This is a genomic window from Blautia argi (genome assembly GCF_003287895.1).
GTDB classification, from domain to species: Bacteria; Bacillota; Clostridia; order Lachnospirales; family Lachnospiraceae; genus Blautia; species Blautia argi.
Genome location: NZ_CP030280.1, coordinates 3,071,329 through 3,093,969, shown reverse-complemented (window position 1 = coordinate 3,093,969; position 22,641 = coordinate 3,071,329). Strand labels below are relative to the sequence as shown.

16 protein-coding genes, 1 pseudogene and 1 riboswitch are annotated in these 22,641 nt (G+C 43.4%); of the genes and pseudogenes, 15 read left to right on the top strand and 2 right to left on the bottom strand.

The window, feature by feature from the left end; translation table 11 throughout:
* The first annotated feature begins 73 nt into the window (after positions 1-73).
* The 14 genes and pseudogenes from holB to DQQ01_RS14915 all read left to right on the top strand — a co-directional run bounded on the left by holB (position 74) and on the right by DQQ01_RS14915 (position 16,064).
* A complete protein-coding gene (holB, locus tag DQQ01_RS14980; protein ID WP_111920650.1) occupies positions 74-1,063 on the top strand; it encodes a DNA polymerase III subunit delta' in 990 nt (329 codons plus the stop codon).
* Positions 1,064-1,065: 2 nt separating this feature from the next.
* A pseudogene (locus DQQ01_RS14975) lies at positions 1,066-1,951 on the top strand (PSP1 domain-containing protein).
* A 21-nt stretch (positions 1,952-1,972) separates the two neighbouring features.
* Entirely contained in the window at positions 1,973-2,725 is a 753-nt protein-coding gene (locus tag DQQ01_RS14970) for a tRNA1(Val) (adenine(37)-N6)-methyltransferase (RefSeq protein WP_111920648.1), read from the top strand.
* A complete protein-coding gene (rsmI, locus tag DQQ01_RS14965) occupies positions 2,722-3,564 on the top strand; it encodes a 16S rRNA (cytidine(1402)-2'-O)-methyltransferase (protein ID WP_111920647.1) in 843 nt (280 codons plus the stop codon). The genes DQQ01_RS14970 and rsmI overlap by 4 nt, the downstream gene beginning before the upstream one ends.
* A 154-nt stretch (positions 3,565-3,718) precedes the next feature.
* On the top strand, positions 3,719-4,963 hold the full coding sequence (locus tag DQQ01_RS14960) for a CapA family protein (RefSeq protein WP_242980434.1): 1,245 nt from the start codon (positions 3,719-3,721) through the stop codon (positions 4,961-4,963).
* A 50-nt stretch (positions 4,964-5,013) separates the two neighbouring features.
* Positions 5,014-5,628, top strand: coding sequence for a nucleoside recognition domain-containing protein (locus DQQ01_RS14955; protein ID WP_111920645.1), 615 nt, complete (start codon positions 5,014-5,016; stop codon positions 5,626-5,628).
* 104 nt (positions 5,629-5,732) lie between these two features.
* Positions 5,733-6,749 carry an ABC transporter substrate-binding protein gene (locus DQQ01_RS14950; protein ID WP_111920644.1) on the top strand — a complete coding sequence of 339 codons (1,017 nt, stop codon included), beginning with the start codon at positions 5,733-5,735 and terminating at the stop codon, positions 6,747-6,749.
* 21 nt (positions 6,750-6,770) lie between these two features.
* On the top strand, positions 6,771-7,712 hold the full coding sequence (locus DQQ01_RS14945; protein ID WP_199797968.1) for an ABC transporter permease: 942 nt from the start codon (positions 6,771-6,773) through the stop codon (positions 7,710-7,712).
* A gap of 8 nt (positions 7,713-7,720) precedes the next feature.
* Complete coding sequence (locus DQQ01_RS14940; RefSeq protein WP_199798013.1) at positions 7,721-8,515, top strand: ABC transporter ATP-binding protein; 795 nt, start codon at positions 7,721-7,723, stop codon at positions 8,513-8,515.
* 64 nt (positions 8,516-8,579) lie between these two features.
* The gene (locus tag DQQ01_RS14935; RefSeq protein WP_111920642.1) at positions 8,580-9,899 is read left to right on the top strand and encodes an MATE family efflux transporter; all 1,320 of its coding nucleotides are present in this window, start codon (positions 8,580-8,582) and stop codon (positions 9,897-9,899) included.
* 520 nt (positions 9,900-10,419) lie between these two features.
* Positions 10,420-10,516, top strand: a riboswitch (glycine riboswitch).
* Between the two features lie 221 nt (positions 10,517-10,737).
* Complete coding sequence (locus DQQ01_RS14930; RefSeq protein WP_111920641.1) at positions 10,738-12,084, top strand: alanine/glycine:cation symporter family protein; 1,347 nt, start codon at positions 10,738-10,740, stop codon at positions 12,082-12,084.
* Between the two features lie 131 nt (positions 12,085-12,215).
* The gene (locus DQQ01_RS14925) at positions 12,216-12,443 is read left to right on the top strand and encodes an HPr family phosphocarrier protein (RefSeq protein ID WP_111920640.1); all 228 of its coding nucleotides are present in this window, start codon (positions 12,216-12,218) and stop codon (positions 12,441-12,443) included.
* A 465-nt stretch (positions 12,444-12,908) separates the two neighbouring features.
* On the top strand, positions 12,909-14,876 hold the full coding sequence (gene metG / locus DQQ01_RS14920) for a methionine--tRNA ligase (RefSeq protein WP_111920639.1): 1,968 nt from the start codon (positions 12,909-12,911) through the stop codon (positions 14,874-14,876).
* Positions 14,877-14,906: 30 nt separating this feature from the next.
* Positions 14,907-16,064 (top strand): Fic family protein, encoded by a 1,158-nt coding sequence (locus tag DQQ01_RS14915; RefSeq protein WP_111920638.1) that lies wholly within the window; start codon positions 14,907-14,909, stop codon positions 16,062-16,064.
* A gap of 95 nt (positions 16,065-16,159) precedes the next feature.
* Here DQQ01_RS14915 and DQQ01_RS14910 read toward each other — a convergent pair whose 3' ends face one another.
* Together DQQ01_RS14910 and DQQ01_RS14905 are read right to left on the bottom strand one after the other, a co-directional pair.
* Positions 16,160-18,649, bottom strand: a complete 2,490-nt coding sequence (locus DQQ01_RS14910; RefSeq protein WP_111920637.1) for a beta-mannosidase — start codon at positions 18,647-18,649, stop codon at positions 16,160-16,162.
* A 39-nt stretch (positions 18,650-18,688) separates the two neighbouring features.
* Positions 18,689-21,124 (bottom strand): glycoside hydrolase family 94 protein, encoded by a 2,436-nt coding sequence (locus DQQ01_RS14905; protein WP_111920636.1) that lies wholly within the window; start codon positions 21,122-21,124, stop codon positions 18,689-18,691.
* A 414-nt stretch (positions 21,125-21,538) separates the two neighbouring features.
* On the opposite strand from DQQ01_RS14905, the gene DQQ01_RS14900 reads away from it, so the two are divergent.
* The gene (locus DQQ01_RS14900) at positions 21,539-22,570 is read left to right on the top strand and encodes a LacI family DNA-binding transcriptional regulator (protein WP_162624337.1); all 1,032 of its coding nucleotides are present in this window, start codon (positions 21,539-21,541) and stop codon (positions 22,568-22,570) included.
* Positions 22,571-22,641 lie beyond the last annotated feature (71 nt).

Below are 22,641 nucleotides of genomic sequence, written 5' to 3'. Positions count from 1 at the left end.
AAAATATATGCTATAATGTGCTATAACAAAGATAAGAAGCCCTTTGGGGCTGTGGGAATTGAGGTGAATTGCAATGCAGGAGATAGAGAAAGTATTGGGACACGAGGAAGTAATTAAACATTTGCAGAATGCAGCGGCCATGGATAAGGTTTCCCATTCCTATATTTTTGCAGGAGAGAAGGGAAGCGGTAAAAAGCTGCTGGCAAAATTGTTTGCCATGACCTTGCAGTGTGAGAAACATGGAAAAGAGCCATGTCTGCAGTGCAGTTCCTGTAAAAAAGCGATGAACCGGAACCAGCCGGACATTATTTATGTAACACATGAGAAGCCCAATTCTATTGGGATTGAGGATATCAGAGAGCAGCTGATTGCAGATGTGGATATTAAGCCTTATACAGGGCCTTATAAAATCTATATTGTAGATGAGGCAGAGAAAATGACAGTGCAGGCACAGAACGCTCTTTTAAAAACCATTGAAGAGCCTCCGGCTTATGCAGTGATTATATTGCTGGTAAATAATGCGGCTGCGCTTCTTCCAACCATTGCGTCCAGATGTGTGACTCTGAATTTCAAACCAGTCCGGGACGAGGTGATTAAGAAATATCTTATGGAAGAGCTTCATGTGCCAGATTATCAGGCAGAGGTCAGCGTGGCTTTTGCCCAGGGAAATGTAGGAAAAGCAAAGCAGATTGCAACGGCTGAGGACTTTACAGAGATGATGGACGCAGCCTTTCGAATTCTGAAAAAGGGCAGGGATATGGAAGTCTATGAAATGGTAGACGCCATAAAGCTGCTGTCTGAGCAGAAACATACGGTTTATGAATATCTGGATTTGTTCCTGGTATGGTTCAGAGATGTGCTGATGTTTAAAGCTACCAGGCAGATGGACGGTCTGGTTTTCAAGCAGGAATACAATGATATAAAAAGGCGGGCAGACGTCAGCTCCTATGAGGGGCTGGAAACCATTATCAAGGCCATTGAAACAGCAAAGCAGCGTCTGCAGGCAAACGTGAATTTTGACTTAACTATGGAACTTCTGTTCCTTACAATCAGGGAGAACTAATCATGACAAGAGTAATTGGAGTAAGATTCCGCAACGTGGGTAAAATTTATTATTTTTCCCCCAAGAATCTGGACATCAAGGCCGGAGATCACGTTATCGTAGAAACGGCAAGGGGTGTGGAATATGGCAGTGTTGTGCTGGCGCCCCGTGATGTGGAGGACGAGAAGGTGGTGCAACCTTTAAAGGAGGTTATCCGCATTGCCAATACCCAGGACGATAAAAAAGAAGAAACCAATCGGAAAAAGGAAAAAGAGGCATTTCGCATCTGTCTGAAAAAAATCAGGGAACACAGCTTAAATATGAAGCTGATTGATGTGGAATACACCTTTGACAACAACAAAATTCTGTTTTATTTTACTGCGGACGGAAGAATTGATTTCCGTGAGCTGGTAAAGGATCTGGCGGCTATATTCAAAACCAGAATTGAGTTGCGTCAGATTGGCGTGAGGGATGAAACAAAGATTTTAGGAGGAATCGGTATCTGCGGCAGACCTCTTTGTTGCCATACTTATCTTTCTGAGTTTGTACCAGTGTCCATTAAAATGGCAAAGGAACAGAATTTATCCTTAAATCCAACCAAGATTTCCGGTGTGTGCGGACGCCTGATGTGCTGTCTGAAGAATGAGGAAGAAACCTACGAGGAGCTGAATAAAAAGTTGCCCAATACAGGGGACCGAGTGACGACTTCTGACGGCCTAAAGGGTGAAGTACAGAGCGTCAATGTCTTAAGACAGTTGGTAAAAGTGATTGTGGATGTAGAAGATGAGAAGGAAATCCGGGAATATCCGGCTTCTGAACTGAAATTTAAAGCAAGACAGAAAAGAGAGAAAAATCCGGCTTTCTGAAGAAGAAATGAAAGCATTGAAAGAATTAGAAAGAGATAAATAAGAAAGACAGAGAGGAAATTTCATGGAAGAGAAGAGTCTGCTTCTGGAACATGAAAGACTGGACGACCTGCAAAACGGGTATAAGCTGATACAAAATCCGAAGCAGTTCTGCTTTGGAATAGACGCAGTGCTACTCTCCTGGTTTGCCAATGTAAAACCAGGGGAGAAAGTACTGGATATGGGGACGGGTACAGGAATCGTCCCTGTTTTATTAAAGGCAAGGTATCCCAAAGGGCATTTTACCGGTCTGGAAATACAGGAAGAAAGCGCAGATGTGGCGAGAAGAAGCGTACAGTACAATCATTTAGAGAAAGACATTACCATTACAACAGGAGATATTAAGGAGGCCGCGTCTATTTACGGAGGGTCTTTTTTTGATGTGGTGACAACCAATCCGCCGTACATGGTGGGAAACCACGGGCTGACAGGGGAAAACAGGGCAAAAATCATTGCCAGACATGAAACCCTGTGCAGTCTGGAGGATATTATCAGTCAGGCTGCAAAAGTATTAAAGCCAAGGGGCAGATTTTACATGGTGCACAGACCCTTCCGACTGGCAGAGATTCTGTCTGTGATGGTGAAATACGGCATAGAACCCAAGCGCATGCGTTTGGTACACCCTTATGTGGATAAAGAACCGAATCTGGTGCTAATAGAGGGCATGAGAGGCGGAAAATCCAGAATTACAGTGGAAAAACCATTGATTGTATATGAGAAACCGGGAGTTTATACCCGTGAGGTATTGGATATTTACGGACAGGAGAAAAAGAAATGAGCGGAAAACTATATCTGTGTGCAACCCCCATCGGCAATCTGGAGGACATTACCTATCGGGTGCTTCGGACACTGAAGGAAGTGGATTTAATTGCAGCAGAGGATACGAGAAACAGTATTAAGCTTTTGAATCATTTTGAAATCAAAACCCCTATGACAAGCTATCATGAATACAATAAATTTGACAAGGGGCGGTATTTAATCCGCAAACTGCAAGAGGGATTGAACATTGCTCTGATTACAGACGCCGGAACGCCGGGAATCTCAGATCCGGGGGAAGAACTGGTTTCCATGTGCTATGAGGAGGGGATTGAAGTTACGTCCCTGCCTGGGGCGGCGGCGTGTATCACAGCGCTTACCCTCTCAGGACTGCCCACCAGACGGTTTGCCTTTGAGGCATTTCTGCCTTCGGATAAGAAGGAAAGAGCCGGTATTCTGGATTCTCTGAAGACAGAAACCAGAACCGCGATTCTCTACGAAGCGCCCCACAGACTGATAAAGACTTTGGAGGAATTGTGGGAAAACCTGGGAGATAGAAAAATTTCTGTGTGTAGAGAACTGACAAAAAAGCATGAAAATATATTTCGCGGTACGCTTGCAGACGCAGTCTGCTGGTACAGGGAACATACGCCAAAGGGAGAATGCGTACTGGTGCTTGAGGGTAGGAAAAGGCAGGAGCTGGAAGAAGAGGAACGGCGCAGATGGGAAGATATGTCTTTAGAGGAGCATATGGAATTTTATCTGAATCAGGGAATTGAGAAAAAAGAAGCCATGAAAAAAGTGGGAAAAGACAGAGGGATCAGTAAGCGTGAGGTTTATCAGGCGCTTTTAAAGGACTGATAAAAGCAACAAAAGAGGAAGAGGCATATGAGTGGAAGAGATAAAGAATACGAAAGACGGTTAAGAGAACGAAAGCTTAAGCAGGAACAACGAAGAAAAAGAAGTCTTAAAGCAGAGGATTATTCTGGGGACAGTTACAGGAGTTCTGGCAGTTTTGCTGGTAACAACGGCTGTGGCAGGAGGAAGGAAAGCTGCAAAAGAAGCAAAGGAAGAACAGAAAAAGATTGAGGCAGAAAAAAAGGCGGAAGAAAAGGCTAAAAAAGCAGAGGCAGCAAAAAAAGCTCAGGACGCAGTAATTACCATTAGTGCGGCAGGGGATTGCACTCTTGGTACAGATGAAAGCTTTGATTATGAAAGCGGTTTTACCGGAAAATACGATGCTGTGCAGGATCCCTCTTATTTTTTCAGAAATGTAAAACCTGTCTTTGAGGCAGACGATTTGACTATTGTCAATATGGAGGGGACTCTGACACAAGAGGAAACAAGGGCAGACAAGCTATATGCCTTTAAAGCAGATCCCGAATATGCGAAGATTTTGACAGAGGGCGATGTGGAAGCTGTAAATCTGGCAAATAATCATACTTATGATTATGGAGAAAAAAGCTATACAGACACCATAGCAGCGCTGGACGCAGAAGGAGTTCTTTCCTTTGGAAATGACAGAACTGCCCTTGTAGAAATCAAAGGCACTAAAGTAGGGCTTGTGGGAACTTATGAACTGCGGGATCACATGGGCTGTGAGCAGGAGATGAAGGATAACATTGCCAGCTTGAAGGAGCAGGGGGCAAAGGTGATTATTGCCACTTTCCACTGGGGAGAAGAGCGGGAGAATATTCCCAATGAAACTCAGGTGGCACTGGCACATTCTGCTATTGACAATGGTGCAGATTTGGTGCTGGGACATCACCCTCATGTTTTGCAGGGAATTGAAGAGTATAAAGGGAAAAACATTGTATACAGTCTTGGGAATTTTTGTTTTGGGGGGAATTCCGCACCCTCGGACATGGACACCATGATTTTTCAGCAGACCTTTACCATTGAGGACGGAGAATTGCAGAAGGATAATGTGACAAATATTATCCCATGTAAGATTTCTTCCGCATATGCAGAGGGCTATAACAATTATCAGCCCACCCCGATGGAGGGAGCAGAAGGAGAGGCAATTTTTGCAAGGATTAAAGAATACAGCCAGGCTGTGGGAACCGACCTTGATGTGACTGGAATGGGTGTAGGAAAAGCAGGAATACAGGAAAAGCAGACAACAGATACCAAAGCTGCGGAGGAAAATATAACAGAAGGCCAGGCTGTGAATACTGCTGAGAAAAAGGCGGAAAAGGACACAAAGAAAAGTAAGAGCGATAAGAAAAAGGAGAAAGATTCTTCTTCAAAGGACGAATAGAATACGGAATATTTTCATAAGCTGGTACAAAAGCAATTTTGGGAGATTTTATGCTGGATATACTTTGGGCAGGAATGCTTCTTACAGGAATTTTGTACGGTGCGCTTACAGGAAATATGAATGAAGTGACGGACGCTGCTCTTTCCTCAGCAAAGGAAGCAGTGTCCCTTTGTATTACTATGGCAGGAATTGTGGCTATGTGGGTGGGGGTGATGCAGATTGCCAGGTCTTCGGGACTGGTGGACAGAATGACGAAAGGTATGCAGCCCCTTCTGCGGTTTTTATTTCCCTGGATTCCCAAAGAACACAGAGCTATGGAATTTATTTCTGCTAATATGATAGCCAATTTTCTGGGACTTGGGTGGGCGGCAACCCCCTTTGGTCTGAAAGCTATGGAAGAGCTTGGAAATCTGGAAGAGGAGAGAAGACAGGGCAAGGCTTTGGGAACTGTGCGGGAGAAAGGCATTGCCAGCAATGAGATGTGTACGTTTTTGATTTTGAATATTTCCTCTCTGCAACTGATACCTGTGAATATTATTGCATACAGAAGCCAATACGGAAGTGTGAATCCCACGGCGATTGTAGGACCTGCCATTGTGGCAACCCTGGTGAGCACAGCGGTGGCAGTGGTGTTTTGTAAGGGAATGGAGAAAAGAATCCATTGACGTATGTTCCGGTAGGGTGTATAATAACGTCATTATAGCTTTGTCACGTTGAAGCGTAACGGTTTTATTTGATAAAGCAATAGGGTGACAGGGAGGAAAAGAAAATGAAGTTAAAGAAATTATTAGCCCTTATCATGACAGCGGCAATGGGAATCTCTATGGCAGCCTGCGGAGGGGATTCAGGCTCAGGAGAGAGCAGTGCAAAAGCAGAAGCCGGTAAAGAAAGCGGCGGGGATATTTATAAAATCGGCATCTGTCAGCAATTGGAGCATGATGCTTTAGACCAGGCAACAAAGGGATTTGAAGAGGCATGTAAGGAAAAATTCGGAGAAGATAAGGTGGAGTTTGACAAGCAGAATGCCCAGGGTGAGCAGGCGATGTGCAGCACCATTGTCAATAATTTTGTGTCTTCTGACGTGGATCTGATACTGGCAAACGCCACACTGCCTCTGCAGACAGCAGCGCAGGCAACCTCAGAAATTCCGATTCTGGGAACTTCTATTACGGATTATGCATCAGCCCTTGGCATTGACCCGGCAGACTGGACAGGAGTTACCGGTGTAAATATTTCAGGAACCAGTGATTTGGCACCCATTGACAAGCAGGAGGATATGCTTCTGGAGTTAGTGCCGGACGTAAAACAGGTAGGAATTCTGTACTGTTCCGCAGAAGTGAACTCTGAATATCAGGCAAAGCTTTTTGCAGAAGAACTGGAAAAAGACGGCATTGCCTATAAAGAATATACGGCAGCAGACTCCAACGAAATTCAGTCTGTTGTGACAAATGCAGTAGGTGAATGTGATGCCCTTTATGTTCCTACAGATAATACCATGGCAAATAATACAGAGATTATCAATAATGTGTGTCTTCCGGCTAAGGTTCCGGTCATTGCAGGAGAACAGGGCATCTGTGCAGGCTGCGGTGTGGCAACCCTGTCCATCAGCTATTATGATATTGGATACAAAGCAGGCGAAATGGCTTATGAAATCCTGGCAGAAGGCGCAGATGTGTCTGCAATGGAAATCGCAACAGCACCGGAAGTAACGAAAATGTACAATTCGGCTATCTGTGAGGAACTTGGACTTACTATTCCGGAAGGATATGAGAAAATTGCAGAATAAAAGCAGAAAGGATATGGGAAAATGATAACAGGTTATTTGGCATTAGACCCCATGGCCTTGCTGCGGGCGCTTCCCGGCAATGTGGCGCAGGGTCTGATATGGGGAATTATGGCTTTGGGAGTGTATATTACCTTCCGAATTTTGGACTTTGCAGATTTGACAGTAGACGGTTCACTGGCAACAGGAGGCGCAGTGGCTGTCATGCTGATTCAGGGCGGTATGAATCCGGCGCTTTCCCTGCTTTTTGCATTTCTGGCAGGTATGGCAGCAGGCTTTGTCACCGGATTTCTACACACAGCGCTGGGAATTCCGGGAATTCTGGCAAGTATCTTGACCCAGATTTCTCTGTACTCTGTAAATTTGGGTATTATGGGAAAGGCGAACCAGAGTATTGGGCTGGGACAGAAAAATCTGGTGGCTTCCTCCAGATATGTGACTGCTGACGACAGTGTTTTCTTTTTTATTAAGCTGGTCTTAGGCTGTCTGATTTTGGTGGCAGTAGTGTATTGGCTTTTTGGTACAGAACTGGGTTCTTCTATAAGAGCTACAGGCTGTAACTCACAGATGGCAAGAGCACAGGGCATTAATACAAATTTTACAAAAGTCATTGCACTGATGATTTCCAACGGTCTGGTAGGTCTGTGCGGAGGTATTTATGCACAGTATCAGGGTTCTGCGGACGTCAATGCAGGCCGTGGCGCCATTGTTATCGGTCTTGCTGCCGTGATTATCAGCGAGGTTATTTTTGCGAAGCTGTGTGCAGGTAAAAAGATTGCCTTTGCCTATACCCTGTCTGCAGTTTTTGTAGGTGCAATTCTTTACTTTGTAGCTTATACCCTGGTATTGTGGCTGGGTGTAAAATCTGATTATATGAAACTGTTTTCCGCTTTTGTTGTGGCTGTTTTCCTGGCGATTCCTTATCTGAAGGGAAAATATGCAATGAAGAAGAGGAGGGCAAAATAATGGGATATATGCTGGAAATTCAAAACGTACATAAAACATTTAATCTGGGAACCATTAACGAAAAAGTTGCTTTAAACGGTGTAAATCTGAATCTGAATCCAGGAGATTTTGTAACCATTATCGGAGGAAACGGAGCAGGAAAATCCACGACTTTAAATGCCATTGCAGGGGTCTGGCCCATTGATGAAGGAAAGATTATTGTAGACGGCGTGGATTTGACAAGGCTTTCCGAACATAAGAGAGCCGTACATCTGGGCAGAGTTTTTCAGGACCCAATGATTGGCACAGCATCAACCATGTCCATTGAGGAAAACATGGCTATTGCAGCCAGAAGAGGAGAGCACAGAGGGCTTCGATGGGGCATTTCCCGAAAAGAGAGGGAGAAATATAAGGAGCAGTTAAAGGAGTTGAATCTGGGACTGGAGGAGCGGTTAAGCAGTAAGGTAGGACTGCTTTCCGGTGGTCAAAGACAGGCGATTACCCTTTTAATGGCTGCTATGAAAAAGCCGAAGCTGCTGCTTTTAGATGAACATACGGCAGCCCTTGACCCTAAGACAGCGGCAAAGGTACTGGAGATTTCGGACAAGATTATTGAGGAAAATCAGTTGACTGCCATGATGGTGACACACAATATGAAGGACGCCATTGCACACGGAAATCGTCTGATTATGATGCATGAGGGACGGGTGATTTACGATGTGTCAGGAGAAGAAAAGAAAAAACTGCATGTTTCTGACTTGCTGGCAAAGTTTGAGGAGGCCAGCGGAGGCGAATTTGCCAATGACAGAATGATGTTAGCGTAAAACTTGCAAAATTCCCTTTCTTTGGATATACTGTTTTATCAGAAACCAAAGGAAGGGAGTTTTTATGGAAACAAAAGAATTTCTGGAAAAACCCGTGAAGGGTTTGTTTTACCGTTATCTGATTCCTTCTATTATAGGAACCATGGTAACGTCTATTTATGTTCTGGCGGACACGATTATTATCGGTAAAGGGCTGGGAAGCGTGGCTATGGCTGCCCTGAATATTGCTCTGCCTATTTACAATATGTTCTTTGGCATTGGTCTGCTTTTTGGCGTCGGTGGTTCCGTACTGATGTCTGTATACCGGGGGCGGGCTATGAAAAAGGAAGCAGATGCCTACTACACAGCCGCCTTTTTTATGAATCTTTTGATTTGGCTGGTGTGCCAGGTACTGTGTACCGTGTTTATGGAAGATTTGGCATGGATTTTAGGCGGAACAGAAGAAACCATGCCTTATATTATGGACTACATTCCCTATATTATCTGGGGCATGGGCGGCTATTTTCTCTCTGCTTTTTTGCAGACTGTTGTCCGAAATGACGGCGCGCCCAAGCTTGCCATGAATGCCGTAATCGCAGGCGGTGTGACGAATATTATTCTGGACTATGTGTTTGTATTCCCTATGGAAATGGGAATGGCAGGAGCGGCCATTGCAACCGTTATCGGTTCCTGGCTGACTGTAGGAATTTTATTTTTCCATTTCTTTACAAAGAAGAATCAGTTGAAATTTAATTTTAAGGGAATCCGTCCTGTATTTATAAAAGAGATTGTGGTGAATGGATTTGCCAGCTTTCTGATTGAGGTTTCCGCGGGAATTACCATCTTTATTTTTAATCTGCAGCTTTTAAAGTATGTGGGCAATACAGGAGTGACGGTATTTGGCATTATCTGTAATGTTTCCATTGTGATTATGGGTCTTTGCAAAGGCGTAAACCAGGCGGCGCAGCCGATTATCTCTATTAACCACGGGGCAGGAAACAGACAGCGTGCAGAGGAGGTGCGGGGACTGGCCATGAAAAATTCCCTGCTTATCTGTGCTGTTCCGGTGCTTTTGGGCATTGTTTTCCCCAATGTCTATACTTATATTTTCCTGAATCCGGATAAGGAAATCCTGGCGCTTTCTGCAGAGGCTGTGAGGGTATACTTTATAGGATTTATTTTTCTGTCTGTAAATATGGTGTATATTTCTTATTTTCAGTCAGTAGTAAAAAATGCACATGCGCTCCTTATCTGCCTTTTGAGAGGGTGTATTCTGGTGGTGGTGTTTGTGTATCTTCTGCCTGTATTTTTGGGCGTGACCGGAATCTGGCTGGCGTTTCTGGCAGCTGAACTGTTTACCATGATTGTGGGAAAAATGATGATGAAGAAAGGGCTGAAGGTATAGGAGAAAAATTAGAATTCAGTTCCTCTTTTTCAGATATCTAAACGATTTGAATCTTGTTTTAACAAGGTTATGTGGAAGTCTTCTGAACTAAATTAAGAAAAAAGTTAGTACAAATTAAAGGAAAGCAATATAATTTATCGGAAAAAGAGCATAGGTTATATAGAAGAAGTGTATCTATTCATGGATTCTTAGCTTTGATGTTCTTTTTAGTTTTTCTGTTTTTTATAAAGAACAATAGCTTAGGGATTATTATCTCTTTGATTATTATTGTTATACTATATATTTTAAGAATTAAGAACAATTTACTACAAATAAAATAATTATAGAATTTTCCTCAATTAGATTATATTGTATCTTCTGTACAAACATTTGTAATTCAGGGATTGACAAACCGAAATCAGGTGCTATAATAAATTACGTTATTTGCATATTGTGCCAATCGAAGGGTGCAGGAAAGCGGCGAAATGCCCACCGAAGGAGTAATACTCTCAGGGGTCTTTGAGAAGACGGGACTGTATCTGGATGGCTCTCTGGAGAATCCCATGTATGGGTGCCGAAGGTGTAAGCAGAAGGAAAACTTCTGTGAATCTCTCAGGCAAAAGGACAGTGAAGTTTTAAACAGTTGTATTTTTATGTTTCTTTTTGAAAGCAAAGAAGGATAAAAAAAACGGCTGCAAAAACGCATTTGCGCTTAAACTGAACTTGAAGAGAGGCTGTGGCAGGACGCAGAAGCCGGAATCGAATGTTCGATGTCGGCATGCTGATTGCAGCAGCCTTATTTTTTTCATTTGTTCTTCCAAACAATATGCTCTCATTCTAAAAAAAGGGAGATAGAAAAATGGAAATGGTAGCATCTGTTGTAGAAGTAGTAAACAAGTTTTTGTGGGATTACGCGCTTTTAATCCTGCTTCTGGGAACCGGAATTTTTTATTCCTTTCGTCTGAAATTCATTCAGGTACGAAAATTCGGCGCAGGAATGAAAAAGATGTTCGGAGGCTTTTCCCTTCACGGAAAGAGCAGTGAAAACGGTCTTAGTTCCTTCCAGGCTCTGGCAACTGCCATTGCAGCTCAGGTAGGTACCGGAAATATTGCCGGTGCGGCAACTGCCATTGCTTCCGGCGGTCCGGGCGCGATTTTCTGGATGTGGGTCAGCGCCTTTTTCGGAATGGCAACCATTTATGCAGAGGCTGTTATGGCGCAGCACACCAGGGTAAAGGAAAACGGTGCGATTGTGGGAGGTCCTGTATACTACATCAAATATATTTTTAAAGGAAAATTCGGGAAATTCCTGGCAGGCTTTTTCTCTGTTGCCATTATTCTGGCTCTGGGATTTATGGGAAACATGGTACAGTCTAATTCTATTGGAAGCTCTTTTTCCACAGCTTTTGGCGTAGATCCTCTTGTAGTGGGCGTTATCATTGCACTGATTGCAGCCGTTATCTTTATTGGCGGAATCAATCGAATCGCAAGAGTGACAGAAAAGGTTGTACCTCTTATGGCTCTGGTTTACATTGTAGGCTGTCTGATTATTCTTTTCATGAATCTGGAAGGAACGGGAAGAGCGTTTCAGGATATCTTTGTGGCAGCATTTAATCCCAGCGCAGTGCTTGGCGGTGCGGCAGGTGTTACGGTGCAGAAGGCTATGCGTTTCGGTGTGGCAAGAGGTCTGTTTTCCAATGAAGCCGGTATGGGTTCCACACCTCATGCACATGCAACTGCAGATGTAAAACACCCGGGCGACCAGGGAATTATCGCCATGGTGGGTGTGTTTATTGATACTTTTGTAATTCTGACTCTCACAGCTCTGGTAATTCTTTCCACAGGGGCTTTGGCAAGCGGAGAAACTGCAGCGGCTTTGGCTCAGGTGGCGTTTGATTCTGCCTTTGGTTCTTTTGGAAAGGTATTCATTGCCATTTGTATGCTGTTCTTTGCCTTTACGACGATTATTGGCTGGTATTATTTCGGAGAGGTTAATGTACGCCATCTGTTGGGAAACAAAGCCGTAAAGATTTACGCTTTTCTGGTAGTTATCTGCGTACTGGTTGGCTCTGTTCTGAAGGTGGATCTGGTATGGAATATGTCTGATATGTTTAACGGACTTATGGTGATTCCAAACCTTATTGCGATTTTAGCATCTGTGAAGATTGTTGCGCGTCTTAGTAAGGAATATGAAAAGCAGATGTAAGCTTTCATTTTTATAGGACATTCGTTTTAAAATATGTTTCGGAAACAGTTGAAATATTTCCTGTTTTGATTTATTCTATAGTTTGGCGCGAAAAACGACAAAATTTTAGAAGGCTCAGGGAGGAAATGAAGATGTGTGAAAAAACCGTGTGCTTTCAGCACATAGATGAAATAAAGGAATTTGTAAATGCAGCATGTCGCTGCAGCTTTGACATTGATATTGTCCATGACCGTATGACCATTGATGCAAAGTCCATTCTGGGGGTTTTAAGTCTGGAGTACAATAAAAAGCTTTGTGTCAGATATGAACAGCCGGACGATGCGTTTGAAAGTGTCCTGGGAAAATTTGCAGTAGCATAAAAACAGACTGCACAGAGAAAAAATCCGGGCGGGGTGTTTACAAAGACTATAAGATGTGTTAGCATGATAAATATATGTAAACACAGTGACAAAGAGAGTACATGTATTTCTTATTTTACAGAGAAGCTTTTATATGCTGAGAGAAAGCGAATGAGGGTATGTGGAAGATGGCTTTTGAGAGGCGCACCGAAGTATGGTATCGTACCAAGGCTGCGACAGGTTCCGCCTGTTATAGCGGTAAGGTATGAACGTACCTGGTGAGGTCTGAACCGCAAGGAACAGATGAACAGAAGTGGTAACACGGGTGAATACAGCTCGTCTTCTTTGGAAACAGAGGAGGCGGGCTTTTTTTGTAATAGGAAATTACTGCGTAATGCTCCTATTACAAAAAACACACTTCGTGTGGAAATGCGCAGCTCGCGGAAAGGAAATTAGCCATACTCTCTTAGAACAGGAGGAAGAAAAGTGGATAAGAAGAAATATTATATTACAACAGCCATTGCCTATACATCAGGCAAACCTCATATTGGAAATACTTATGAGGCAGTGCTGGCAGACAGCATCGCAAGATTTAAAAGACAGCAGGGTTATGATGTCTTTTTCCAGACAGGAACAGATGAGCATGGACAGAAAATTGAATTAAAGGCAGCAGAAGCCGGTGTGACCTGCAAGGAATTTGTAGACAATGTGGCAGGAGAAATTAAGAGCATCTGGGATTTGATGAACACTTCCTATGACAAATTTATCCGTACCACAGACGAAGACCATGAAAAACAGGTGCAGAAGATTTTCAAAAAGCTGTATGACCAGGGGGACATTTACAAAGGCTATTATGAAGGTATGTACTGTACTCCCTGTGAATCCTTCTTTACAGAATCTCAGTTAGTAGACGGCAAATGTCCGGACTGCGGACGTCCGGTAACTCCTGCAAAGGAAGAAGCATATTTCTTCAGAATGAGCAAATATGCACAGCGTCTGATTGATCACATCAATACACACCCGGAATTTATTCAGCCGGTATCCAGAAAGAATGAGATGATGAACAACTTTCTTCTGCCGGGATTACAGGACTTATGTGTATCCAGGACTTCCTTTAAATGGGGAATTCCGGTAGATTTTGACCCAAAACATGTGGTCTATGTATGGTTGGACGCTTTGACAAACTATATCACAGGAATCGGTTATGACTGTGACGGAGAAAGCACAGAGCAGTTTAAAAAGGACTGGCCTGCAGACCTGCACTTAATCGGAAAGGACATTATCCGTTTCCATACTATTTACTGGCCGATTTTCTTAATGGCTCTGGATTTGCCGTTGCCGAAACAGGTTTTTGGACATCCATGGCTTCTGCAGGGTGACGGAAAGATGAGTAAATCCAAAGGAAATGTAATTTATGCAGATCAGCTTGTGGATTTCTTTGGTGTGGACGCAGTGCGTTACTTTGTACTTCACGAAATGCCTTTTGAAAATGACGGTGTGATTACCTGGGAATTAATGGTAGAACGTTTGAATTCCGAGCTGGCAAACACTCTGGGAAATCTGGTAAACAGAACTATTTCCATGTCCAACAAATATTTTGGAGGAGAAGTGAAAAACACCAATGTCTGCGAACCAGTAGATGAGGAATTAAAGGCAGTTGTACTGGAAACAAAGGCAAAAGTAGCGGCAAAAATGGAAGAGCTTCGAGTGGCAGACGCCATTACAGAAATCTTTACTCTTTTTAAACGTTGCAATAAATATATTGACGAAACCATGCCATGGGCTCTGGCAAAGGATGAAGAAAAGAAAGACCGTCTGGCAACAGTTCTCTACAACCTGGTAGAGGGTATCTGCATTGGCGCTTCTCTTCTGGAATCCTTTATGCCGGAAACTACAGAAAAGATTCTGGCACAGTTAAATGCAGGAAAGAGAACTTATGAAGAACTGGATACCTTTGGTTTATATCCGTCAGGCAATAAAGTGACAGAAAAACCGGAAATCCTCTTTGCCCGTCTGGACGTAAAAGAGGTGTTGGAAAAGGTAGAAGAAATGAGAGCAAAGGAAGCTGCTCAGAATGCACCGGAGGAGGCAAAGGAAGAAGCTCCTGTCATTGATATAGAAGCAAAAGAAGAGGTTACCTTTGACGACTTTATGAAAATGCAGTTCCAGGTAGGAGAAATCATTGCCTGCGAGGAAGTGAAAAAATCAAAAAAACTGCTGTGTTCTCAGGTGAAAATCGGAAGCCAGGTAAAACAGATTGTGTCCGGAATCAAAGCGCACTATAAACCAGAAGACATGGTGGGCAAAAAGGTTATGGTTCTGGTGAACTTAAAACCTGCCAAGCTGGCAGGAATCCTGTCAGAAGGTATGATTCTCTGCGCAGAAGGGCAGGACGGAGAGCTGGCGCTTATGACACCGGAGAAAGAGATGCCGGCAGGAGCGGAAATCTGCTAAAAGGTGGATATCGTGAAATGAGGGAACAGTATGGAAAGAGATCCGTTTAAGGAATATCTAAGAGAATCTGAACCTGACAAATGCAGAAAAGGATATGCCTGGAGTACAGCTATTGGACTTCAGGCAGTGGACGGTCTTAAACCTTCGGAATATTTGGTGGATACTGCTATTAGAAATATTGAAGGTGAAATTACCTTAAAAGAAGTCCAAAGCCTTCTCGATAGTTATTATGAAGAAAAACCGGTGGATTCAGAAAATATACGTACAGAAGAAGCGGATAAGGTATCTGCTCGAATAGCGGAGATATTATCCGAAACAGCGTTTTCTTTTTCTCCCAATGAATATATTTCCATTCATCGCAGGCTGTTTCGGGAAATTTACAGTCATGCCGGGAAAATACGAGATTATAACATCACAAAAAAAGAATGGATTTTAGACGGAGCAACGGTTCTGTATGGAAGCGCTTCGGAATTGAGGGCTACCCTCGAATACGATTTTTCTCAGGAGAGAGATTTTTGTTACAAGGGACTTTCCATGGACGAAATCATTCATCATCTTGCAATATTTGTTTCAAGGCTGTGGCAAATTCATGTTTTTAGAGAAGGCAATACAAGAACCACAGCCGTATTCTTCATTAAATATTTGAGAATGCTTGGTTTTTCAGCAACAAATGATATTTTTGCAGAAAACGCCTGGTATTTCAGAAATGCCCTTGTTCGTGCAAATTATACAAATTTGCAGAAAGGCATTTACGAAACAACAGAATATCTGGAGGCGTTTTTGAGAAATTTGCTTCTGAATGAAAAAAATGAATTGCGGAATCGGAATCTTCATATAGATGGAGTTTTGAGCATGAAAAAAATAGATATTGATGAAGAAAAAGTACACATTCAAGCTGAGAAGGTGGATATTCGAGAGAGAAAAGTACACATTCAGACTGAAAAAGTGGATATTGAAGAGGTGTTTGGGTTCAGAGCAGAGCATTTTTCTGATAAAACAAAAGGGCATATCTGCAAGCTGTTTAAGCAGTTTGGATATGAAGAAATTTTTGGCAGAAGTAAAGCTGCAGCACTTTTGGGACTTGGGGAGTCAGGCGCTTCTAAACTCCTTTCAAAACTGGCAGAGGCAAGACTTATAGAGCCGGTAGCCGGCCATGGAAAGGGAAAGTACAGATTTTTAAAAGAATAGACAAAAAACGAGAGGCTGTCGCAGGAAATGCAAAAGGGAAATGTCCCTGATTGCTGTTTTGCGGCAGCCTCTCGTTTGAATTTTATCGGAGAAATTTATACAACACGTCCGATGTCATAAACACTTCTGACACGGAGATTTTTTGCTTCGCCTCTTACAATTTTTACTCTTCTGGAACCTCCGTTCATGTCAAAGTAATTATCTTCCAGAACAAGGTCTTCATGTTCATTGAGAATTTCCACACTCTTTGCATAGGCGTCAGCCTGAACTACGATTTCATCGCCCTCTACGCTTACCTGCAGATTGGGATTCTCATAGGAGAAATATTTCGGGTAAGAGAAAATCACAGTTCCGGAGGAAATCACAGCCCCATTTTCCACTGCTTCATAGCTGACGTATTGACGGAACGCATCTGCTTCCGGCAGCAATACCTTGTCCAGCCACAGAGCAGAAAACGGAGCAACCGACACTTCTGCAGACTCCTCACGGACAACAGAGGCATCTGCATTTCGCAATGCCCAGCGCACAGTGAGTTTTTTCTCCTTAGAGGTTTCGTTGGTCACATTTAAGCGAATGGATTTCTCAAAGGTAAAGTGCTGGCGGTTCATATCTGCGCTGGCTGTCAGCCAATTTTGCTCTTCGCAGGAAATCATCACAGGAGCAAAGAAGCGTTTGGCATAATAGTGCAGGGCTTTCCAGCGTCCGTAGTAGTCAATAGAGGACCAGGAGGTCACAGGCCAGCAGTCGTTTAACTGCCAGTATACAGCCCCCATGCATCTGCCCCGGTTTCTGCGGAAATGCTCTACGCCGTAGCGGATTCCGTCTGCCTGCAGAAGCTGGGAGGCATAAATCATAGAAGAAAAATCGTAGGGGTATTTGTAGGTCTGCTGCAGATAGCCCATGATTTTTCCGTTTGCAGCATTGTTTCTCTGATGCTTTTCCATTATGTAAGAGAAAATATTCCAATCCTGCGGCTCATCGCTGATGCCTTCTTTAATGGTTTCCAGAGAAGGGAATGCCTGAAATCCAAATTCTGAGAGGTAACGGAAGTAATATTTCCGGTATTCGGAAAACGGTTTGTTGTCGTGCCATACTTGCCAGAAATGTACATCGCCACGGTTTGGATCCTGCGGTTCGTCAAAAGAGCCCCCTGAGGAAGGGCTGGAAGGCCAGTAAAAGGTTTCCGGGTCATATTTTTGCAGTACGTTTGGAATAATGCGCTCGTACATAAAGAGGTAATCCCGAACTTCGGAGGGCTTGGATACCCATTCCCCGTCTTTCACAAAGGATTCCATCTCATTATTTCCGCACCACAGACCAAGGCTTGCATGGTGGCGGAGGCGTTTGATATTGTCAATAAATTCCCGGGTGATGTTTTCTTCAAATTCCGGTGTCAGTTCGTAGACTGAGCAGGCAAACATAAAGTCTTCCCATACAACTAGTCCCAGCTCGTCGCACAAATCAAAAAATTCATCGTCAGGATAATAGCCGCCGCCCCATACGCGGATACTGTTAAAATTCGCCAGCTTGGCGTCCATAAGGAGTTGTCGCCGTCTGTCAGAATCTATTTTCCCCAGAAGGTGTTCTTCCGGTATGTAGTCAGCTCCCATGGCAAAAAATTTAATTCCGTTTACCACATGAGCAAAGGTGTTGCCCCACTCATCTTTTTCTGTACACATGGTCATGGTACGCAGGCCGATTCTGCGTTCCCAGGTATCCAGTAAGTCTTCTCCTGCATAAAGTTCCAGCTTTACGGTGTAAAGGGGCTGTGCGCCCAGCCCATTGGGGAACCAGAGTTTTGGTGAGAGGATTTCCAGTTCTGTAGGATTGCCGGAAATCGTCTGAGAATTCCCCTCCGGGTCTGTGACAGTTACGTTATAAGTAAAGTCTGTATCGGCAGCATGGGTTAAGTCTTCAAAAGAAAACTCTTTTTTAAATTGGCGGGGCAGGAAGAAGGAAGGGGAAACGTGAAGCGTCACTTTGTCTTCCTCGTGCCGTTGTGTGACATATACGGAGTCAATCCGTGCTTTTTTAACGCCTAAAAGGGTGACATCACGGAAAATTCCGGCGTCAGGAAGATGTGCGCCCCAATCCCAGCCATACATATAGTGGGCTTTTCGGATATGGCTGAAACCGTCCCAGGCATCTTCTGTTCCCCGGGTGGCGCATTTGGCAAAGGCATCATCGGCTGCTTTTAAGGGAGAATGCAGAACCACCTTTAAAAGATTTGTTTCTTTTTGAATCAAGTCTGTAACATCATATTCCCAGGTGCGGTGCATATTGGCAGTATGACCTAAAAGGACGTCATTGAAATATACATCGCCAATGGTGTCAATTCCTTCAAAACGCAGGATACAGGCGTCTTCCTGCAAAAGCTCCGGCAGGGGAGTAATGCTGCAGGTATAAGTGTAGTCTTTGTCTATCACATCTCTTACGGTATCTTCATTGTCTTTCCAGTAAGGGTCCGGTATCTGCCTGTTTTCTGCCAGTACGGTGTAGACGCTGGTAGGAATCGTGGTTGGGAAAGGTGTATTGTGGTTCTTTGAGTGCAAAAACCAGTTTTGGTTTAAAGATTGTTTTATCATAATATTCCTCCGATTTTTCTATAAAATATTTGAATAGTTTTAACCCATAGCAGCTTCCACATAGACGTCGGTCTTGCCGGAATCAAAAGGTATGATATTTCCCTGTACAGCAACGCCGTCTACCAGGAGCGTGGAGATACCCCTTTGCACATGGTGGGGATTGCGGACGGAAATATGGTAGCAAACACCTCTGTACATGCGGGTTACAGTAAAGTCGCCGAAATCTTCGGGTACACAGGGGTCAATACACAGACCTTCCAGTGTGGGCTGGATACCGAGGATATACTGGGAAACATTGACAAAGGTCCAGGCAGCTGTTCCGGTAAGCCAGCTGTTTTTGGCTTCTCCGAAACGGGGAGCGTCTTTTCCGGCAATCATCTGGGAGTATACATAGGGTTCTGTCCGATGGATTTCACTGATATCTTCCAGGAAGGCAGGGCAGATTTTTCGGTATACGTCAAAGGCACGGTTTCCGTGACCGAGGACAGCCTCAGAGATAGAAACCCAGGGATTGTTGTGGCAGAAAATACCTGCATTTTCCTTATATCCCGGCGGATAAGAAGAAATCTCACCCAGATTCAGATGATAATGAGTGTAAGGCGGCTGCAGAATGGTAATACCGTACTGTGTATCCAGCCATTCTTCTGTGGATTTCAGAGCTTGCTCGGCAAGGCCTTCTTTAATGCCTACACCGGAAAGAGGGAGGAAGCCTTGTGGCTCAATAAAGATTTTTCCTTCCTGACAGTCAGCAGAACCAACCTTCTCTCCATTGGCATCATAGGCCCGCAGGAACCATTTTCCGTCCCAGCCGTGCTGTAAGATAGAATCGTAAACTTTCGCAACTTCTTTATGAGCATGCTCACTTTCTGCCGGATTTCCAACCAAATGACACAGGTCGGCATATTCCCGTCCATATTTGACAAACATACCTGCAATAAAAACAGATTCTGCCACAGGACCTTCGCTTGGACCAAAGGTCTGGAAGGACTCTCCCGGGTGTCTGGAATAGCAGTTCAGATTCAGACAGTCATTCCAGTCTGCGCGACCGATAAGAGGAAGTCCATGAGGCCCTTTGTGGGATACGATAAAATCAAAGGAGCGTTTCAGGTGTTCCATGAGAGGCACGGCCGTTTCCTCTTCATTGTCAAAAGGTACCGGCTCTTTCAGGATAGAGGTATCCCCTGTTTCCCGGATATAAGCAGAAACTGCCGCAATGAGCCAGAGTGGGTCGTCATTAAATCCGCTTCCGATGTCAGAATTTCCTTTTTTCGTTAAGGGTTGGTACTGATGATAAGCGCTTCCGTCTGCAAACTGTGTGGAGGCAATATCAATAATTCTGGTGCGGGCCCGTTCCGGAATCAGATGGACAAATCCCAGAAGATCCTGACAGGAATCCCGGAATCCCATACCGCGGCCAATGCCGGATTCATAATAAGAAGCAGAGCGTGACATGTTAAAGGTTACCATGCACTGGTACTGATTCCAGATATGTACCATGCGATTTACTTTTTCGTTTTCTGTTGTGACCTGGAAACGGGACAAAAGGTCTGTCCAGTAATCTTTCAGTGCAGAAAAAGCCTGGTCTACAGACGCTTCAGAGCTATATTTTTTCAGAATAGTTTCTGCCGGTTTTTTGTTTATGATATTCTCTGCTTCCCATTTTTCCTCTTCCGGATTTTCTGCGTATCCCAAAACAAAAACAAAAGTTTTGCTCTCTCCCGGCTTCAGGCAGAGATTTATCTGATGAGAAGCAATGGGATACCAGCCGCTGGCAATAGAATCCGTCAGTTTTCCGTCTATAATTGCGGTCGGTTTTTCTGCGCTTCCGTAAACTCCCAGAAAAGCATCTCTGCTGGTTTCAAAATGATTCACAGGCGCATTTACACCGTAAAAAGCATAGTGATTTCTTCGTTCTCTGTATTCTGTTTTGTGGTAGAGAACAGAATCTTTTACTTCTACTTCACCGGTGCTTAAATTTCTCTGAAAGTTTCTGGAATCATCGTCTGCATTCCACAAACACCATTCCGCATAGGAGAAGAGGCTGATATTCCTTTCCTTCTCAGAATCATTGGTTAAGGTAATTTTCTGGATTTCACAGGAATCTTTTAAAGGAACAAAAGTTAAAAGATTGGCTGTGATTTGGTTTTTGCTGCTTTTAAAAATGCTGTAGCCCATGCCATGACGACATTCATAAGAATCCAGAGGTGTTTTGGAAGGCTGCCAGCCGGGATTCCATATGGTGTCCCTGTCTTTGATATAAAAATAATGTCCGTTGGTATCGTAAGGGACATTGTTGTAGCGATACCGGGTCATGCGAAGCAGTTTGGCATCTTTATAGAAGCAATATCCGCCGCAGGTATTGGAAATTAAAGAGAAAAAATTGTCAGAACCGAGATAATTAATCCAGGGAAGAGGGGTATCCGGCTGTTGGATTACATATTCTCTGGATAAATCATCAAAAAAACCGTATTTCATAATAGAAGACCTCCTGATATATAAGGGATTTCAAGAAAACGATTTAGTAATCTCAGCTCATATAATCAGTCAGTATGTATAGAAAAAGATGAATAACTTTAAAATTCAAGGCAATTATACCAAAGGAAATAAGAAAAAACAAGAGAAATGCGTGGAAAAATTTAAAATACCAAAAATTTTACGAAACTATTTCGTTGTCAAAGAAAAGATGAAAATAAAAATTCACAAAATAATATACCATACTCCTAAAAAAGTATGGTAATATTATGTAAAAGTATACAAAAAACTTGAAATTACGAAAATAGTATTGCGAAAGTATTGGAGATTGTGGAAAATATGTTGCAAGAAAACGATTTAGTAAATGTCGAAAATTATACATGTTGTCAGAAGGCGAGGAAACGGAGGCGTAAGAAAATGGGAGAAAGCATTTCGCTAAAGGATATAGCCAGAATGTGTCATGTTTCTGTTTCTACAGTCAGCAAGGCTCTGAATGACAGACCGGATATCAGCAGTTCCAAGAAAGAGGAGATTTGCAGGATTGCAAAGGAAATGAATTATATTCCCAATTACATGGCGTCTACTTTAAAAAGCAAGCATACAAGAAACATTGGAGTGTTGCTCTCTGAACAGACGGGACAGGGACTTTTACATGAGCATTTTGCCAGAATTTTAAACAGCTTTAAAGTCACTGTGGAAGAGCGGGGATATGTTATGACATTTTTAAATGCCAGCAATTCGCCCAATCGTCTTTCTTATATGGAACAGTGCAAATACATGCGGTTTGATGGGATTTTCATTCTTTGTGCAGATTATCAGCTAGACGAAGTCAGAGAAATCCTGGATTCCGATATGCCGGTGGTAGTGGTGGATAACACCTTACCAAAACATGTCAACATTGCTTCAAATCAGTACGGAGATATGCGAAGGCTGATGCAGTTTGTGTATGACAGAGGACATCGAAAGATTGCTTATATTCACGGACAGAACAGTGAGGTTACCCGGGGACGTCTGGAGGCATACATGGGATTTATGAAAGAACATAAGCTTCCGGTACGCAGAGAGTATGTTTATACCTGTCCTTACAGAGATGCCGAGCGTTCCGTTTCGCTTACAAGAACTCTGTTGTCTGTACCGGACAGACCAAGCTGCATTCTTTATCCAGATGACCTGGCAGCCATTGCCGGAATGAATACCATACGGGAAATGGGAATCCGGGTACCGGAGGAAATATCGGTGGTGGGATATGACGGGCTTAGCCTGGCGTCCTTTGTAAGACCCAGAATCGCAACCATTCATCAGGATACCGTATCCATGGGGATTCAGGCAGGAAATAAATTAATTAATCGGATTGAATTTCCGGAAGAAAAGTTACATGCAGAAACCGTTGTGGTAGACGGTATGGTAGAACCGGGTGAATCCGTTGCAGTATGGAAAAACATTAGTTAAAAGCAGACAAAAAAGTTTGCTGAGATTATAGTCCGCAGGAGAGCCTGTGGGTTATAGATATATATTTTTAT

Coding starts and splice junctions, on each gene's coding strand:
- holB (WP_111920650.1), top strand. CDS start 74: ATGCAGGAGATAGAGAAAGTATTGGGACACGAGGAAGTAATTAAACAT.
- DQQ01_RS14970 (WP_111920648.1), top strand. CDS start 1,973: ATGGAAGAGAAGAGTCTGCTTCTGGAACATGAAAGACTGGACGACCTG.
- rsmI (WP_111920647.1), top strand. CDS start 2,722: ATGAGCGGAAAACTATATCTGTGTGCAACCCCCATCGGCAATCTGGAG.
- DQQ01_RS14955 (WP_111920645.1), top strand. CDS start 5,014: ATGCTGGATATACTTTGGGCAGGAATGCTTCTTACAGGAATTTTGTAC.
- DQQ01_RS14950 (WP_111920644.1), top strand. CDS start 5,733: ATGAAGTTAAAGAAATTATTAGCCCTTATCATGACAGCGGCAATGGGA.
- DQQ01_RS14945 (WP_199797968.1), top strand. CDS start 6,771: ATGATAACAGGTTATTTGGCATTAGACCCCATGGCCTTGCTGCGGGCG.
- DQQ01_RS14940 (WP_199798013.1), top strand. CDS start 7,721: ATGCTGGAAATTCAAAACGTACATAAAACATTTAATCTGGGAACCATT.
- DQQ01_RS14935 (WP_111920642.1), top strand. CDS start 8,580: ATGGAAACAAAAGAATTTCTGGAAAAACCCGTGAAGGGTTTGTTTTAC.
- DQQ01_RS14930 (WP_111920641.1), top strand. CDS start 10,738: ATGGAAATGGTAGCATCTGTTGTAGAAGTAGTAAACAAGTTTTTGTGG.
- DQQ01_RS14925 (WP_111920640.1), top strand. CDS start 12,216: ATGTGTGAAAAAACCGTGTGCTTTCAGCACATAGATGAAATAAAGGAA.
- DQQ01_RS14915 (WP_111920638.1), top strand. CDS start 14,907: ATGGAAAGAGATCCGTTTAAGGAATATCTAAGAGAATCTGAACCTGAC.
- DQQ01_RS14910 (WP_111920637.1), bottom strand. CDS start 18,649: ATGATAAAACAATCTTTAAACCAAAACTGGTTTTTGCACTCAAAGAAC.
- DQQ01_RS14905 (WP_111920636.1), bottom strand. CDS start 21,124: ATGAAATACGGTTTTTTTGATGATTTATCCAGAGAATATGTAATCCAA.
- DQQ01_RS14900 (WP_162624337.1), top strand. CDS start 21,539: ATGGGAGAAAGCATTTCGCTAAAGGATATAGCCAGAATGTGTCATGTT.